Annotated in this window: 14 protein-coding genes; 13 read left to right on the top strand and 1 reads right to left on the bottom strand. The window is 72.9% G+C overall.

Features of this window, described 5'->3' with window-relative positions; translation table 11 throughout:
* Positions 1-3 precede the first annotated feature (3 nt).
* Positions 4-1,140, top strand: a complete 1,137-nt coding sequence (locus IF188_RS00990; RefSeq protein WP_191169919.1) for a UDP-N-acetylmuramate dehydrogenase — start codon at positions 4-6, stop codon at positions 1,138-1,140.
* A gap of 65 nt (positions 1,141-1,205) precedes the next feature.
* Here the strand turns inward: IF188_RS00990 and IF188_RS00985 are convergent, their stop codons facing one another.
* A complete protein-coding gene (locus IF188_RS00985; RefSeq protein ID WP_191169918.1) occupies positions 1,206-2,426 on the bottom strand; it encodes a pyridoxal phosphate-dependent aminotransferase in 1,221 nt (406 codons plus the stop codon).
* Between the two features lie 214 nt (positions 2,427-2,640).
* Here IF188_RS00985 and IF188_RS00980 point away from each other — a divergent pair, with 214 nt between their 5' ends.
* From IF188_RS00980 to IF188_RS00925, 12 genes are all read left to right on the top strand, one after another.
* Positions 2,641-3,549 carry an ABC transporter ATP-binding protein gene (locus tag IF188_RS00980; protein ID WP_191169917.1) on the top strand — a complete coding sequence of 303 codons (909 nt, stop codon included), beginning with the start codon at positions 2,641-2,643 and terminating at the stop codon, positions 3,547-3,549.
* A complete protein-coding gene (locus tag IF188_RS00975) occupies positions 3,546-4,406 on the top strand; it encodes an ABC transporter permease (RefSeq protein WP_191169916.1) in 861 nt (286 codons plus the stop codon). The genes IF188_RS00980 and IF188_RS00975 overlap by 4 nt, the downstream gene beginning before the upstream one ends.
* A 19-nt stretch (positions 4,407-4,425) precedes the next feature.
* Entirely contained in the window at positions 4,426-5,610 is a 1,185-nt protein-coding gene (locus tag IF188_RS00970) for a sensor histidine kinase (RefSeq protein WP_191169915.1), read from the top strand.
* A complete protein-coding gene (locus tag IF188_RS00965) occupies positions 5,607-6,239 on the top strand; it encodes a response regulator (RefSeq protein ID WP_191169914.1) in 633 nt (210 codons plus the stop codon). The genes IF188_RS00970 and IF188_RS00965 overlap by 4 nt, the downstream gene beginning before the upstream one ends.
* A 76-nt stretch (positions 6,240-6,315) precedes the next feature.
* Complete coding sequence (locus IF188_RS00960) at positions 6,316-6,657, top strand: hypothetical protein (protein ID WP_191169913.1); 342 nt, start codon at positions 6,316-6,318, stop codon at positions 6,655-6,657.
* 37 nt (positions 6,658-6,694) lie between these two features.
* Positions 6,695-7,321: a nicotinamide riboside transporter PnuC gene (gene pnuC / locus IF188_RS00955; protein WP_191169912.1), complete on the top strand. Its 627-nt coding sequence runs from the start codon at positions 6,695-6,697 to the stop codon at positions 7,319-7,321.
* A complete protein-coding gene (locus IF188_RS00950) occupies positions 7,314-8,417 on the top strand; it encodes an AAA family ATPase (RefSeq protein ID WP_318152692.1) in 1,104 nt (367 codons plus the stop codon). The genes pnuC and IF188_RS00950 overlap by 8 nt, the downstream gene beginning before the upstream one ends.
* A 9-nt stretch (positions 8,418-8,426) precedes the next feature.
* A complete protein-coding gene (locus IF188_RS00945) occupies positions 8,427-10,001 on the top strand; it encodes an AAA family ATPase (RefSeq protein ID WP_191169910.1) in 1,575 nt (524 codons plus the stop codon).
* Positions 9,998-10,651 (top strand): potassium transporter Kef, encoded by a 654-nt coding sequence (locus tag IF188_RS00940; RefSeq protein ID WP_191169909.1) that lies wholly within the window; start codon positions 9,998-10,000, stop codon positions 10,649-10,651. Before IF188_RS00945 ends, IF188_RS00940 begins: the two co-directional genes overlap by 4 nt.
* A complete protein-coding gene (locus IF188_RS00935; RefSeq protein WP_191169908.1) occupies positions 10,648-12,663 on the top strand; it encodes a VWA domain-containing protein in 2,016 nt (671 codons plus the stop codon). Before IF188_RS00940 ends, IF188_RS00935 begins: the two co-directional genes overlap by 4 nt.
* Positions 12,656-13,264: a phosphohydrolase gene (locus tag IF188_RS00930; protein WP_191169907.1), complete on the top strand. Its 609-nt coding sequence runs from the start codon at positions 12,656-12,658 to the stop codon at positions 13,262-13,264. Before IF188_RS00935 ends, IF188_RS00930 begins: the two co-directional genes overlap by 8 nt.
* Positions 13,257-14,603, top strand: coding sequence for a phenylacetate--CoA ligase family protein (locus IF188_RS00925; protein ID WP_191169906.1), 1,347 nt, complete (start codon positions 13,257-13,259; stop codon positions 14,601-14,603). The genes IF188_RS00930 and IF188_RS00925 overlap by 8 nt, the downstream gene beginning before the upstream one ends.
* Positions 14,604-14,636 lie beyond the last annotated feature (33 nt).

Genomic DNA, 14,636 nt, shown 5'->3' with positions numbered 1-14,636 from the left:
CGCATGCCCGACGTTGAACCCATCCCGCTGTCGCGGCTCACGACGCTGCGCACCGGCGGCGTGCCCGAGCGCATGATCGACGCGCACACGACCGACGAGCTCGTCGCCGCCCTGCGTGACGTGTGGGCGTCCGGCGACGAGTGGCTCGTGCTCGGTGGCGGCTCCAACCTCTTCGTCGGCGACGACCCGTTCGAGGGGACCGTCGTGCGGGTGCTCACGAACGGCATCGAACGGATGCCGTCGCCCATCCCCGGCCGTGCCCGCCTCCGCGTGCAGGCCGGCCACGACTGGGACGCGGTCGTCGCGTACGCGGTCGCGGAGGGACTCGGCGGCATCGAGGCGATGTCGGGAATCCCCGGGACCGTGGGTGCCGCGCCGGTGCAGAACATCGGCGCGTACGGCCAGGAGATCGTGCAGACGCTCAGCGAAGTGGAGCTGCTCGACGAGTCCACCGGCGACGTGTCGCGGGTGCCGGCGCCCGAGCTCGGCCTGGGGTTCCGCACCTCTGTGCTCAAGCAGCACTACGGCTCGGTGCCGGCGCGGCGTGCGGTGATCCTCTCGGTCACGCTCGACCTGCCCGAGGTAGGGTCGGGTGCCCGCCGCATCGCGGGCGACCAGCTGCGCACGGCGCTGCGGCTCGGACCCGACGACGAGGTCACCCTCGCGTGGGTGCGTGACCGCATCCTCGAGACCCGCCGCAGCAAGGGCATGGTGCTCGACGCGGACGACCCCGACACGTACAGCGCCGGATCGTTCTTCCAGAACGCCGTCGTGTCGGCATCCTTCGCCCGCACGCTGCCGGACGAATGCCCGCGCTGGCCGGTGCACCCCGATCTCGACCCGGTGCTCGTGATCCCCCTGGAGAGCTTCGACGGCTACGTGCCCGCGCCCCAGCCCGTCGAGTCCGACGTCAAGGTCAGCGCCGGCTGGCTCATCGAGCACGCCGGCGTCCGCAAGGGCTTCAAGCTGCCGCGGTCGCGGGCCGGTCTGTCGACGAAGCACGCGCTGGCGCTCACCAACCGCGGCAACGCCACCGCCGCCGAGCTCGCCGAGCTCGCCCGGTTCATCCAGGGGCGCGTGCAGTCCGAGTTCGGTCTGATCCTGCAGCCCGAGCCCGTCCTGGTGAACGTCGAGCTGTAGTCCCCGCACAAAGAGAGACGTGGATGCCTCGGGCCGAGGCATCCACGTTCCGAAAGGGTCGCGCGTCAGGAGGCGAACAGGCGCTGCAGGCGCTGCACGCCCTCCAGGAGCGCGTCGTCGCCGAGGGCGTACGACAGGCGCAGGTAGCCGGACGGGCCGAAGGCCTCGCCCGGGACGACCGCGACCTCGGCCTTCTCGAGGATCAGGTCGGCGAGCTCGAGCGAGGTCGTCGGGGTGACGCCCGCCCACTCCCGGCCGAGCAGGCCGCGCACGTCGGGGTACGCATAGAACGCGCCGAGCGGCGTGGGCACCTCGACGCCGTCGATCTTCGACAGCTCGGCGACGATCGTGCGACGGCGGCGGTCGAAGGCCTGGCGCATCTGCTCGACCTCGTCCTGCGGGCCGGTGAGCGCCGCGAGCGCCGCGCGCTGCGCGATGTTGTTGACGTTCGAGCACAGGTGCGACTGCAGGTTGCCGGCGATCTTGATGGCGTCCTTGGGGCCGAGCATCCAGCCCAGGCGCCAGCCGGTCATCGCGTAGGTCTTCGCGACGCCGTTGACGAGGATGGTCTGGTCGGCCGCGGCAGGCACGGCCTCGACGATCGAGACGGCCTTGGTCCCTTCGTAGACGAGGTTCTGGTAGATCTCGTCCGAGATGATCCAGATGCCGTGCTCGACGGCCCACTCGCCGATCGCCTTGGTCTCCTCGAGCGTGTAGACGGAGCCCGTCGGGTTCGAAGGCGAGACGAACACGAGGGCGACCGTGCGGTCGGTGCGGGCGGCCTCGAGCTGCTCGACGGTGACCTTGTAGTCCTGGTCGGCGCCGGCGAAGACCTCGACGGGCGTGCCGTCGGCCAGCGCGATCGCCTCGGGGTAGGTCGTCCAGTACGGCGCAGGCAGCAGCACCTCGTCACCCGGGTTCACCACGGTCTGGAAGGCCTGGTACACGGCCTGCTTGCCGCCGTTGGTGACGATGACCTGCGAGGGGTCGATCTCCAGCCCCGAGTCGCGCAGCGTCTTGGCCGCGATCGCCTCGCGCAGCGCGGGAAGGCCCGCGGCGGGGGTGTAGCGGAAGTTCGCCGGGTTCTGCAGCGCCTCGGCGGCGGCATCCACGATGAACTGGGGCGTTGCGAAGTCGGGCTCGCCGGCGGCATACGAGATGACGGGGCGGCCGGCGGCCTGCAGCGCCTTCGCCTTGGCATCGACCTTCAGGGTCGCGGACTCGGCGATGGCACTGAGCTTGTCGGAAAGCTTGGGCTTGCGGGAGAGCGGTGCGCGTTCGGTCACGCCTCGAGCGTAGTCGGCGCGCGGGCGCGGGTCAGGCGCCGATCCGGATTCTCTGGACCGATGAGTGTCGGTCGTTCCTGGGGATAAGGACGGTTCGCATGTCCTTATCCCCAGGAACGTTCGAAGAGGTGGATGCCGCATCCACCGGATGGGGGATGCCCGGTCCTGCGGATGACGGCTGGGAGCGGAATCCCTCCCTCGCGACGCTGGAGGCATGGACACACAAGCGGTGCGGGTCGAGGGCCTGCACAAGACGTATGGCGACCGGACGGTCGTGGACGGAGTGTCGTTCGACATCGCCCGCGGCGAGACGCTGGCCCTGCTCGGGCCCAACGGGGCGGGCAAGTCCACGACGGTCGAGATCCTCGCGGGGTTCCGGCGACGCACCGGGGGGACTGTCGAGGTGCTCGGCGCCGACCCCGAGACGGCCGACACCGCCCTTCGAGGGCGTGTCGGCGTCGTGGCCCAGTCGACGGGTCGCACCGGTCCGCTCACGGTGCGCGAACTGATCAGGCAGTTCGCCGGCCTCTTCCCGCATCCGCGCGACGCTGACGAGCTGATCGCCGCGGTCGGCCTCGCCCCGCACGCGCGTCGGCGGATGGCGAAGCTGTCGGGCGGCCTGCAGCGGCGGGTCGACGTCGCCCTCGGCATCGTCGGGCAACCCGAGCTGCTGTTCCTCGACGAGCCCACCACCGGGTTCGACCCGCACGCGCGACGGGAGTTCTGGGACCTCATCCGGTGCCTGAAGGACTGCGGCACCACGATCCTTCTCACCACTCACCAGCTCGACGAGGCCGCACAGCTCGCCGATCGGGTCGCGGTGATCGCCGCGGGTCGGCTCAGGGCGATCGGCCCGGTATCGGGTTTCGGCGGTCCCGAGGCGCACCTGCCGATCGTACGGTGGCACGAGGGCGGCCGGACGCGCGAGGAGCGCACGCGCCACCCGTTCGCCCTCGCGGACTCGGTCGCGCAGCGCCTGGGCGGTTCGCCCGACGAGATCGAGATCGTGAGGCCCCGCCTGGAGGACATCTATCTCGACCTCGTGGGCGATGCGGCCGGCGAGGCTGCCGACGACATCGCCGCCAGCCCCGTCGTCACGGAAACGGAAGGAGCAGTGCGATGAGCACCGCCGCCGCCGTGGCGCCCTCGCGTCGCGCCCGTGCTCCGCGTCGCGGCCTCCTCGCCGTCGGTGTCCGTCAGGCCGGTTTCGAGCTGCTGCAGTACGTGCGCGCGGGCGACACGATGTTCTTCACGTTCCTGTTCCCGGTGTTCATGCTGGGCCTGTTCGCCGTCGCGTTCGGCGCGTCGGGCGACGTCGAACCAGGACCGGGGATGCCGCCACTCTCGGTCGCGGCCGTGTTCCTGCCCGGCATGCTGGCGTCGGGCATGCTGCTGTCGGGGTTCCAGAACCTCGCGCTCGATATCGCGGTGGAGCGCTCGGAGGGCATGCTGAAGCGCTACGGCGGAACGCCGCTCTCGCCGGCCGGGTACTTCGCGGGCAAGTTCGGGCAGGTCGCGGTGACCGGCGTCATCCAGACCGCGCTGCTGCTGGTGTTCGCGGGCACGGTGCTGCGCGTCGCGCTGCCGACGGACGCCGTCGCCTGGCTGACGTTCGCGTGGGTGTTCGTCCTCGGCATCGCCACCTCGGCGCTTCTGGGCGTCGCCCTCTCGTCGCTGCCGCGCAGCGCCAAGAGCGCCACGGCGGTGGTGGTGCCGATCGCGCTGATCCTGCAGTTCGTGTCGGGCGTCTACCTGACGTTCTGGCAGCTGCCGGAGTGGCTGCAGAACGTCGCCGGCCTCTTCCCGCTCAAGTGGATGGCACAGGGCATGCGCGCCGCCTTCCTGCCCGACTCCTACGCCGCGCTGGAGCAGAACGGCCAGTGGAACCTCGCCGGCGTCGCGATCGCGCTCGCGGTGTGGCTCGTCGTCGGCGCGGTGCTGGCACGGGCGACGTTCCGGTGGACGCGGCTCGGCGCGTAGCCTGACGCACAGGAGACTCATGCTGAGCACGCGCGGATGGGACGTCGTCGTCACGGTGGTGTCGGTCGTGATCGCCGGCGCGCTCGCCCTGTTCTTCCCGCCGGTCGATGCGGTGCGCATGGCGGTCGCCCTCGGCGCGATCGCGCTCTTCGCCGTCGGCTACCTGCTGATCGGACGCGCGGCGATGGAGCCGCCTCGCGACGCCTGGCGCTACCCGGCGATGCTCGCCGTGGCGACCGTGGCCGTCGGGGTGGGTGCCGGCGCCGCACCGTTCGTCGCGATCCTGCAGACGCTCGCCTACCCCGTCGTGTGGATCATCGGCGATTCCCGCCGTCGCGGTCTGTGGGGTTCGGCCGTGATCGCCGCGGGTCTGTTCGCCGGCGTGTGGATCGGGTACGGCGCGAACGCCGACTCCGCGGTCGCGGGTGCCACGACGGCGGTCTTCTCGCTCGCGCTCTCTGCGGCACTCGGCCTGTGGGTCACGCGCATCGCGGCGTGGGGCGACGAGCGGGCGCGCCTGCTCGCGGAGCTCACCGCGGCGCAGGGCCAGATCGAGGCGCTGAGCCGCGAGCGCGGCGCCTCGGCCGAGCGCGAGCGGCTCGCCCGCGACATCCACGACACCCTCGCCCAGACCCTGGCGGGCCTCGTGATCTTCGCGGAGCGCGCAGGTCGGCAGTCGAGGAACGGGCAGCGGGATGCCGCCGACGCGACGATCGCGACGGTCGAGCAGGTGGCACGCGAGGCGCTCGCCGAGGCGCGGGCGCTCGTCGCCCGCACCGCCGCGGTTCCCGCCGAGCCGGCGTTCGACGCCGCCGTGGAACGTCTGATCGAGCGGTTCCGTGCGCATGCCGCCGCAGGGATCGTGCTGGTCGTCGACGGCGAGCCCGCCCTCGACCGCGAGGGGCAGGTCGTGCTGCTGCGCTGCCTGCAGGAGGCGCTGTCGAACGCGGCGCAGCACGCGGCGGCATCGCGCGTCGAGGTGCGGATCGCGTCCGACGCCGACGGCGGCGCAGCGCTCACCGTCGCCGACGACGGCCACGGGTTCGATCCCGCCGCGACCGCGGCGGGATTCGGGCTGGAGGGCATGCGCGACCGCGTCGCCCTCGCCGGCGGCGATCTCGATGTGTCGTCCCTGCTCGGCGCCGGCACGACGCTGCGCGTGCGGCTGCCCGCTCCGGTCCCCGCCGAGAGGAGCGCGGAATGATCCGCCTGCTGATCGCGGACGACCACCCCGTCGTGCGTGCGGGACTCGCAGGGATGCTGTCGGACGAGCCCGGCTTCGAGGTCGTGGCCGAGGCATCCGACGGAGACGAAGCCGTGCGCCTCGCCGCCGCGACGCGTCCGGACGTCGTGCTGATGGACCTGCGGATGCCGCTCGTGGACGGCGTGACCGCGACGGCGCGGATCGCGCGCGGAGAGGCGGGCGATCCGCCCCCGCGCGTGCTGATCCTCACGACGTACGAGTCGGACGACCAGATCCTCGCCGCGATCGAGGCGGGCGCGGCGGGGTACCTGCTCAAAGCGGCCCCGCAGGCCGAGATCGTCGCGGGCATCCGCTCGGTCGCCGCGGGGCAGTCCGCGCTGTCGCCGCAGGTCGCGGTGCGCCTCGTCGAGCGGATGCGGCGGCCCGAGCCCGAGACGGTGCTCACCGCCCGCGAGCTCGACGTGCTGCGCCTGGTCGCGACGGGCCACGGCAACAAGCAGATCGCCGCGCGCCTCGGGATCGGCGAGTCGACCGTCAAGACGCACCTGCTCAAGGTGTTCGACAAGCTCGGGGCCGCCGACCGCACCCACGCGGCGACCCTCGCGATGGAGCGCGGCCTGCTGACGTGAGACGGCGCGCCTGACGCGACGCAGATGGGGAATTCTCACCATGGGCGCGGGCCCGCGCCGCGGCTAGCCTGGCGGCATGGTGCTCGCGATGATCATGCTGCTGCTGCCGATCGTGCTGCTCGCAGCGGGTGGGATCGCGCTGGTGGTGTGGGGAGCGCGCACGCTTCGGCCCGTGCGCACTCCGGGGGTGCTGCGCATCGTCGCGGGCGCCGGGGTGATCGCCTGTGGCGCCGTGCTGCTGGGCGCGGTGCTGCAGGGCGACATGGGGTACATGGTCCTGGTGCTGCCGCTGGGGATGCTGCTGCTCGGCGTGGCGTGGGCGGCCGTCTGGCTCATCGCCGCCGGCGTCGTCGCCGGTCGCACGGGTCGCACGGGTCGCACCGGTCGCACGGGTCGCGCGGACGGCGCCGCAGGCTGACGCGTTCGGACCACCGGACGTTCCGTAGGCTCGCAGGGTGATCGACTGGATTCTCGCCGAGTGGACGCAGATCCTCGGCTTCGCGACCGGCGCCGCGTGCGTGCTGCTCGCCGGCCGTCGCAACGTGTGGACGTACCCCCTCGGCATCGCGAACAACATCGTGTTCCTCGTGGTGTTCGTCCCGGCGGGCCTGTACGCCGCCGCGGGACTCCAGCTGGTGTACCTGGCGCTGGGCGTGCACGGCTGGGTGCGCTGGACCAGGGGCGAAGAGCACGACAAGGGCTACATCGCCCGCACGCCGCGCCGCGCGATCGGCTGGCTGATCGCCGCGGGCGTCGTCGGCGCGGCTGTGCTGACCTGGGTGCTCGCGACGTTCACCGATTCGCAGGTCGCGCTCGCGGACGCCGCGACGACGTCTGCGAGCCTCGTCGCGCAGTACATGCTGAATCGCAAGTGGATCGAGAACTGGTTCGTCTGGATCGGGGTCGACATCGCGTTCGTCGCACTGGCGATCGTGACCGGCCTGTGGATCATCGCCGCCCTCTACGCCCTGTTCATCGGCCTGTGCGTGTACGGCTGGCGGTCGTGGCGCGCGGTCGAGCGCGCGGGGGTCGAGGGGGAGAAGAGCGGGATGGATGCCGCACCTGAGGCCGCCCGTGCGTGAGCGCCGTTTCCGCCATGGGCTCGTGATCGGCAAGTTCTATCCGCTGCACGCCGGTCATTCGCACCTGATCCGGGAGGCGCTGCGCGCCAGCGACCGTGTGACGGTGCAGGTGCTGGCAGCATCCGTCGAATCGATCCCGCTGGCCACGCGCGCCGACTGGATCCGCGAGGAGCACCCGACCGCGCACGTGGTCGCGGCGATAGACGATGCACCCGTGGATTTCGACAGCGCCGACGCATGGGACGCGCACACGGCGGTCATCGCGGGGCTGCTCGACCGCCCCGTCGATGCGGTGTTCACGTCCGACGCGTACGGCGCGGAGCTCGCCGGTCGCCTCGGCGTGCAGTGGGTGCAGGTCGACCCCGGCCGTGAACGCAACCCGGTGTCGGGCACCGCGATCCGCGCCGACCCCGCCGCGCACTGGCACGAGCTGTCGCCGGCGGTGCGGGCGTCGCTCGCCGCCCGCATCGTGGTGCTCGGCGCCGAGTCGACGGGGTCGACGACGCTGGCCGAGGCACTCGCCGAGGCCTACCGCACCGCGTGGGTGCCGGAGTACGGGCGCGAGCTGTCGCTCACCCGCGAGGGCGGCATGGAAGCGCCGTGGCGCAGCGACGAGTTCGACCTGATCGTGGATCGCCAGATCGCGTTGGAGGATGCTGCCCTGCGTCGCGTCCCCGTGCCGCTGCTGGTGTGCGACACCGATGTGCTCGCGACGGCGCTGTGGCACGAGCGATACGTCGACGCGACCGATGCCCCGGCGATGACCGAGCGGCTGCTGGCTCGTGCGCGGACGCACCGCCCCGACCTCTACCTGCTCACCGGCGACGAGATCCCGTTCGTGCAGGACGGCACGCGCGACGGTGAGCACATCCGCCATGACATGCAGCAGCGCTTCCGCGACGAACTCGCGGCGCAGCCGGCGCCGTGGGCAGAGGTCCGAGGCGACGTCGCGGCGCGGGTGGCGGCATCCCTCCCGCTCATCGACGCCGCGATCGCACGCCGGCTCTCGTTCGCAGCCCCGCTGGAGGGCCGTCCGCATGACGAGCAGCTCGCGCTGCAGGCCGCCGCGGCGGGCGCTGTCGCGGGTCGCGGTTAGGCTGGCGCGATGGCGGATCGCTGGCACAAGGTCTCGGAGTCACCCACCACGCTGGCGGCCGCGGAGGGCATCGAGCCGCTCACCGCCGAGGACCTGTTCCGCGTCGCGGCTCCCGGTGAGGCGCACGTGCCGCTCGACGAGAAGCTGCGCCGCACCTACTACTGGATCGTCAACCGCGCCGTCATCTCGCCGTACTACGACATCGAGTTCTCGCACGGCGCCCCGGTGAGCTTTCCGCTGGGCGACGCGGGGGCCGTGCTGACGGTGCCGACCGACGCGTCGTTCTCGTCGAACGTGCTGCTGCCGCTGCTCTCGTTCGCGGTCGGCGGCAAGTGCCTGCTGATCGGCGGCCCAGGCCGCGGCAAGACGACCGTCGCGGTCATCATGGGCGTGCTGTCGGGCTCGTCGGCCGAAGAGGTGCGCCGCGGCGTGCAGCAGGGGCAGCCGCAGCTGACGATCAGCGACCTCGTCGGCATCCCGCTGCCGCGCGACCTCATCAACGCGTCGAGCCTCACCGACATCGGCATCGCGTGGCGGGGATGGCTGACGCGTCCGGTCAAGATCGTCGACGAGTACAACCGCATCCCCACCAAGACGCAGTCCGCGCTGCTGACGATGGTCGCCGAAGGCTACGTCGAGAGCCACGACCAGATGCACCGCACCAACCCCGATCGCGGCGTCGAGAGCTGGTTCTTCACGGCCAACGACGATGCCGGCGGCGGCACGTTCCCCGTGATCCAGGCGCTGCGCGACCGCATGGACGTGACGGTACAGGCCGCGAGCTTCAATAGCCGCTTCCTCGACGAGCTGGTCACCCGCGTCGAAGCCGGCGAGAAGCCCGAGGAGCACGTTCCCGCCGAGCTGGTGTTCGCGCCCGACGAGCACGCACGCATGCGCGACGAGATCCGCGCGGTGCCGATGCCGCCGGACGTGCGTCGTCGGCTGGAGTTCTTCCTCAGCCACTTCGAGTTCGTGCAGGGCGGCGGGCGCCGGTTCGAGTACCGCACGAAGGACACCGTCACCACGGCCGGCGGACGCGTCGCCGAAGTCATCGACGGCAACTCCGGCGCCGATCTCACGGCCGACCTCGGTGCGCAGACCCTCAACGGGCTGTCGGTCCGGGCGCTGCAGACCCTCATCGTGTACGCCAAGGCCGTGGCGTGGTTCCGCGGGCGGCCCGCCGTGGGCATCGACGATGTCGCGGCCATGCTGCCGTTCGTGCTGCGCGGCAAGCTGCTGCCCAACCCCACGCACCCGCGGTTCGACATCGGCGCCGAGCACGAGCTCGCGACCGATGTCGTGAGCTGGCTCGCCGACCTGTTCGCCGAGTCCTGCCGCCAGTACGACGCCCTCGGCCGGGATCAGGACGACCCGGTGCGCGAGCTGCTCGCACAGCTGGATGCGGGGCTGGACGGCGTGACGGCGGTGGAGGCATCCCGCCGGCTCACCGAGATCGAGGCGCGCGTGCGCACGATCTCGGCCACCGGCAAGCTCTACGGACGCGACTTCGACGACCTCACGAGCCTGAAGTACCTGCACCAGCGCTACACGGCGTATCTGCGCTGGGCGGAGCGCCGGGCATGATCCGCCGGCCCGGGCACCTCGCGAATCGCGACGTGCCGGCCTCGGGTGCCCCCGAGCAGGTGCCGGGCGTGGATCTCGCGCTCGCGGCGCACAACGTGCGAGCGGCCGGCGGCGACGCGGGGCGGTTCGGCGCGTCGCTCGCGGCTGCGCAGCGGCTGGATGCCGCACCCGAGCACGCTGTCTCGCTCGCGGGCATCGCGGCCTGGCGCGCCGGCGCGCTGGCCCTGCGCGACGACGCGCTCGCGCGGCTCGACGTGCTGCGCGCGGACGCGGCAGGGCGGCGCGCCGTCGCGGCCGCGCTGTTCCTCGCCGAGGACGCGGTCGACGAGTTCGCCGAGCGCCAGGCGTCGGATCGCTTCTGGTGGCCGGGGCGTGCGGAGGCGCGCGGCTATGTGTGCGCGGTCGGCGGGTTCCGCGGACTGGGCGGCGCATGGACGGCCCCGCCCGACGCCGGCCGGTCTCTCGGCGACGACGGCGTCTTCGCTATCCGCTCCGGAGCCGACTGGTGGCGGCTGGATGCCGACGTGTTCGGGTCGCGGCTCGTCAGACTCGACGAGCAGCCGCGGGCGGCGGCATCCGATTCCCGAACGTCGATCGTGTGTCTCGAAGACTCGTACCTGGCATGGGTGCACGTGAAGGATGCCGCATGAGCTCGCCGCGGACGGCGACGGCGCCGGCGCACGCCGTGCTGGAGGGACCGGCGCGCGAGGCGTGGGTGCGCGCCCAGGATCTGTGGGGCGTGCACATGGGCGATGCGCAGCTGCTGCCCGGCGCCGGCGCCGAGCGCGGTGCGGCGGCGTGGTTCACGTTTCCGCCGGCGATTGCGGTCGATCCGGCGATGCTTCACGAGCTCGGCGCCGACGGCGAGCTGGAGAGCGTGTTCGCGCACGAGCTCGGCCACCACGCCCTCGCGCCCAGCACTCGCATCGATCAGCTCAAGATCCGGCACCAGCTCGCGCGGGCACTGGTCGCCGCCGGCGTGAAGACCCTGCGCGAGGACGACGTCTCGCTGCTGTCGAACCTGTGGACCGACCTGCTGGTCAACACCCGGGTCGCGCTGCTGCAGCGCCGGCGGGATGCCGCGCGCGGCGTCGGTGCCACCGGTGGCGAGGCGGGGATCATCCGCACCTCGCGGCTGATGTACCGCGGCGGACACGAGACGACGCGGCCGCTGTGGTGGGTGTACCTGCGGGCGTACGAGCTGCTGTGGAACCTGCCGGCGGGTGAGCTGTGCGCACTCACGGCCCCGGCCGTGGCGGTGGCGCCGCAGGCGCCGTCCGAGTCGGAAGCCGCCCGCGAGCGGCCGCTCGACCAGGTGCCGGAGCGCTTCCGTGAGCGCGAGGCCGCCCTTCGCGAAGCCCGCCGCGCCGCCGAGCGCGTGGCCGCGGAACTCGAAGCCGCCGTCACCACGCATCCCGCGGTCGACGCCGACGACGTCGCGCGCCTCGTGCGCGCCTTCGCGAGCGACGCCGTCTCGGGCGCGCTGCGCTTCGGCGTGATCATGGCCCCGTACGTCGTCGCGGAGGAGCGCGCCCGGCAGCGGACGTCGGCGGGCGCGGGCTCGGCCCGCGTCGGGGCCGGCGGCGCCGGCAGCCCGGGCGGATCGAGCCGGCCGGGAGGGTCGGGTCTGCCCGGCGGCGCCGGAGCGTGCGCGGCCGACTCGGCGCCGGCGACGCCCGACGAGCTCGGTCGCGTGCTCGCCGACCGCCGTCTGCACGGTGAGGTGCCCTCACGTGTACAGGCGGGCGATCCGGGCGCCGCCGGCGGCACCGCGCCGTCGGACGCCGACGCCGCAGCGGAGGGCGGCGGCCAGGGCTTCGGCGTCGCCCAGACCCTCGCGCTGTACGAGGGGTCGGATGCCGCCGCCGTGCTCGCGGCGTGGTACCGCGCCGAGGCGGCCCGGTGGGTGCGCCCCTTCACCCAGCGCAGCCCCGCGCTGCCCGTCGCCGAGCTGCCCGGACCGCTCGAGGCGTGGGGGGTGGGGGACGACCTCGCCGACCTCGACTGGTCGGCGACCCTGCAGGCGGCGCCGGTCGTCGTGCCCGGCGTCACGACGCGGCGGCGGTCGTACCTCGACGACGAGCCCACGCCGACCGAGACCGGCATCGAGCTCGATCTGTACATCGACTCGTCCGGCTCGATGCCGCATCCGTCGCGGGGCTCGGCCGCCGTGCTCGCCGGCACGATCCTCGCGCTCTCGGTGCTGCGCGGCGGCGGCCGCGTGCGCGTCACCAGCTTCTCTGGTCCCGGACAGGCGGCAGGGTCGGACGGCTTCAGCCGCGACCACGTCCGCATCGTGGGCGACCTGGCCCTGTACTTCGGCGGCGGCACATCGTTCCCGCTCGATCTGCTCGCGCGCCGCTACGACCCGCTGCCCGCAGTGTCGGGTCCAGAGGGCGCCTCGGACCCCGGCATCCGTCGCCATCTCGTCGTGCTGTCGGACGACGGGCTCACCTCGATGTTCGGCGTGGGCAACGAGCCGTACGCCGATGTCGCCGCCCGGGTGCGCAGCAAGCTCACGACCGGCTCGCTGGTCGTCCTCGACTCGGCACGGCGGGTCGAGGCGCTCGCCACCGCTGCCGGGTACGCGATGCTCTACGTGACGAAGATGGACGACGCGCCCGCCGCGTGCGCGCGACTCGCGGAGGTGCTGCATGGCTGAGGCGCAAGAGGTCCTCGGGGTGTGGGCGGCATCCGCTCCCTCCGTCGACGCGCAGTGGGCGGGTGCGCAGCCCGGTCCCTCGCTCGCCGCCGTCGCGGCGCGTCTGTCGAGCGTTCCGAAGCCGTTCCTCGATGAGCACGTGTCGATCGCGGCCCTGGCCGGCGACATCCTCGGCCGCGGCGTCACGGCGACGGCGCACGCCGACGACGAGCGGGTGCGGCAGGGTGCCGCGATCGCCCTGTGGCTGATCGCGAGCGAGGACGTCATTGAGCCGTTCGACCCGCCACCGGCCACGGCCGGGCGTGCGCTCGCCGTCGACGCCCTCGCGTTGCGGCTCGCGCCGGTGGCCGCTCCGCTGGAGTGGCTGTCGGACGACGAGCGCCGCGAAGAGGCTGCGCGCACGTTCCTGCTGTGGTGCGGCCTGCTGCCTGCCGGCGAGGACGCCCACACGGCGCGTTCGCTGCTCGACGCCCGCGACTCGCTGCGCCGCAACGCGGCCCTCGCCGAGGCGTACGCCGAGCACGCGCATCGGGCCGAGATCGCGCGCCGGCTCGCCGAGGCCCGCGCCCGCGAGGCCGCGGCGAGGTATTCGAGTGAGTGACCCGGACGATCCGCTCGCGCTCGCCGAGTACGTGCCCGGCGACGCCGCGGTCCTGACGGATGCCGAGCGCTGGCCCACGATGGATGCCGAGGGCGCGGCCCGCCTGCAGCGGTGGCGGAGGCATCCCTCCGCCCCGCGCTGGGTCCACGAGACGGGGGACCGCCTCACGGCCGACGCCGTCGATCGCGTGCGCGAGCCGCTGCCGACGGACGGTTGGCTGGACGCGCACCTCGACACCGCGCGCCGGCTGCTGCGCTACCGCCGCATGCCGGGACTGGACCGGCTGCACGACTTCCCGCCGATCAGCCGCGCGGACCTCGTCGATGATCTCGCCGGGTTCGTGCCGCTCGACGCCGATCTCGACCGGATGCTGCGCGGCTCCAGCTCGGGATCGACCGGCGCCGCCCTGCTCATCCCCGACGACGTGGAAGAGGTCGCGCGCGGCTTCCACCTGCTCGTATCGCTCGCCCGAGAGGCGGCGGTCGACTGGCGTCCCGACGGCGAGCGGCTCGCGCTCGTCAACGTCGTGCACCAGCGACAGGCGTTCACGTACGTGTCGCTCGTCAGCTCGTTCGCGCAGCGCGCGATGGCGCGGGTGAATCTGCACGGGAGCGCGTGGGCTGCGGCATCCGATCGCTCCGATTTCCTGCGGGATGCCGCACCGCAGGCGATCTCGGGCAACCCGACGAGCCTCGCCGAGCTGCTCGCGCCCGACTTGCGTGCCGTCGTGAAGCCGCTCGCGCTGTTCTCGGGCGCGATGGCGCTGTCGGCGCCGCTGCGCGCTGACCTCGAAGACGCGTTCGCCTGCCCGGTGTTCGACGTCTACGGCCTGCACGAGACACGCCCGATCGCGGTGCGCACCGACGACGGGCCGTTCCGCGTGCTCGACCGGCGGGTGCTCGTCGAGACGCTCGGCGCAGACGGACTGCCGGTCGTTGCCGGCGAGGTGGGCGAGATCACCGTGACCGCGGGTGAGAACCCGTTGCTGCCCCTCGTGCGCTACCGCACCGGCGACTTCGGCCGGCTGGTGACGCTGCCCGACGGGGGTATCGGCATCGCCGACCTGGAGGGGCGCGAGCACACCGTGTTCGTCCGCGGCGACAGCACGCGCGTGCCGTGCGTGGACCTCACGCAGCAGCTTCAGACGCACGGGGCGCGCGGCTGGAGCGTCGAGCAGGATGCCACGGGTGCGGTGCGCGCGCGCATCGCCGGGGGAGATCTGGATGCCGTGCGCCGGGCGCTCGCGGCGCTGCTGGATCAGCCGCTCGACGTCGAGCGCGTCGAGCGGCTGGCCGACCTCGGTGAGGGCAAGCCCCGTCGCTATCGCAGCGACGCCTGAGCCCTTGCATGCGTTATGCATGGGAGTAACCTG

Source organism: Microbacterium helvum (assembly GCF_014779795.1).
Lineage (GTDB): Bacteria > Actinomycetota > Actinomycetes > Actinomycetales > Microbacteriaceae > Microbacterium > Microbacterium helvum.
Note: the sequence above shows the minus strand (reverse complement) of the source record. Positions and strands in the feature narration are given on the sequence as shown.

Bases quoted from the DNA above. Each gene is read 5' to 3' on its own strand.
- IF188_RS00970 (WP_191169915.1), top strand. From the start codon at position 4,426: ATGCTGAGCACGCGCGGATGGGACGTCGTCGTCACGGTGGTGTCGGTC.
- IF188_RS00930 (WP_191169907.1), top strand. From the start codon at position 12,656: ATGGCTGAGGCGCAAGAGGTCCTCGGGGTGTGGGCGGCATCCGCTCCC.
- IF188_RS00940 (WP_191169909.1), top strand. From the start codon at position 9,998: ATGATCCGCCGGCCCGGGCACCTCGCGAATCGCGACGTGCCGGCCTCG.
- IF188_RS00975 (WP_191169916.1), top strand. From the start codon at position 3,546: ATGAGCACCGCCGCCGCCGTGGCGCCCTCGCGTCGCGCCCGTGCTCCG.
- IF188_RS00935 (WP_191169908.1), top strand. From the start codon at position 10,648: ATGAGCTCGCCGCGGACGGCGACGGCGCCGGCGCACGCCGTGCTGGAG.
- IF188_RS00990 (WP_191169919.1), top strand. From the start codon at position 4: ATGCCCGACGTTGAACCCATCCCGCTGTCGCGGCTCACGACGCTGCGC.
- IF188_RS00965 (WP_191169914.1), top strand. From the start codon at position 5,607: ATGATCCGCCTGCTGATCGCGGACGACCACCCCGTCGTGCGTGCGGGA.
- IF188_RS00960 (WP_191169913.1), top strand. From the start codon at position 6,316: ATGGTGCTCGCGATGATCATGCTGCTGCTGCCGATCGTGCTGCTCGCA.
- IF188_RS00980 (WP_191169917.1), top strand. From the start codon at position 2,641: ATGGACACACAAGCGGTGCGGGTCGAGGGCCTGCACAAGACGTATGGC.
- IF188_RS00945 (WP_191169910.1), top strand. From the start codon at position 8,427: ATGGCGGATCGCTGGCACAAGGTCTCGGAGTCACCCACCACGCTGGCG.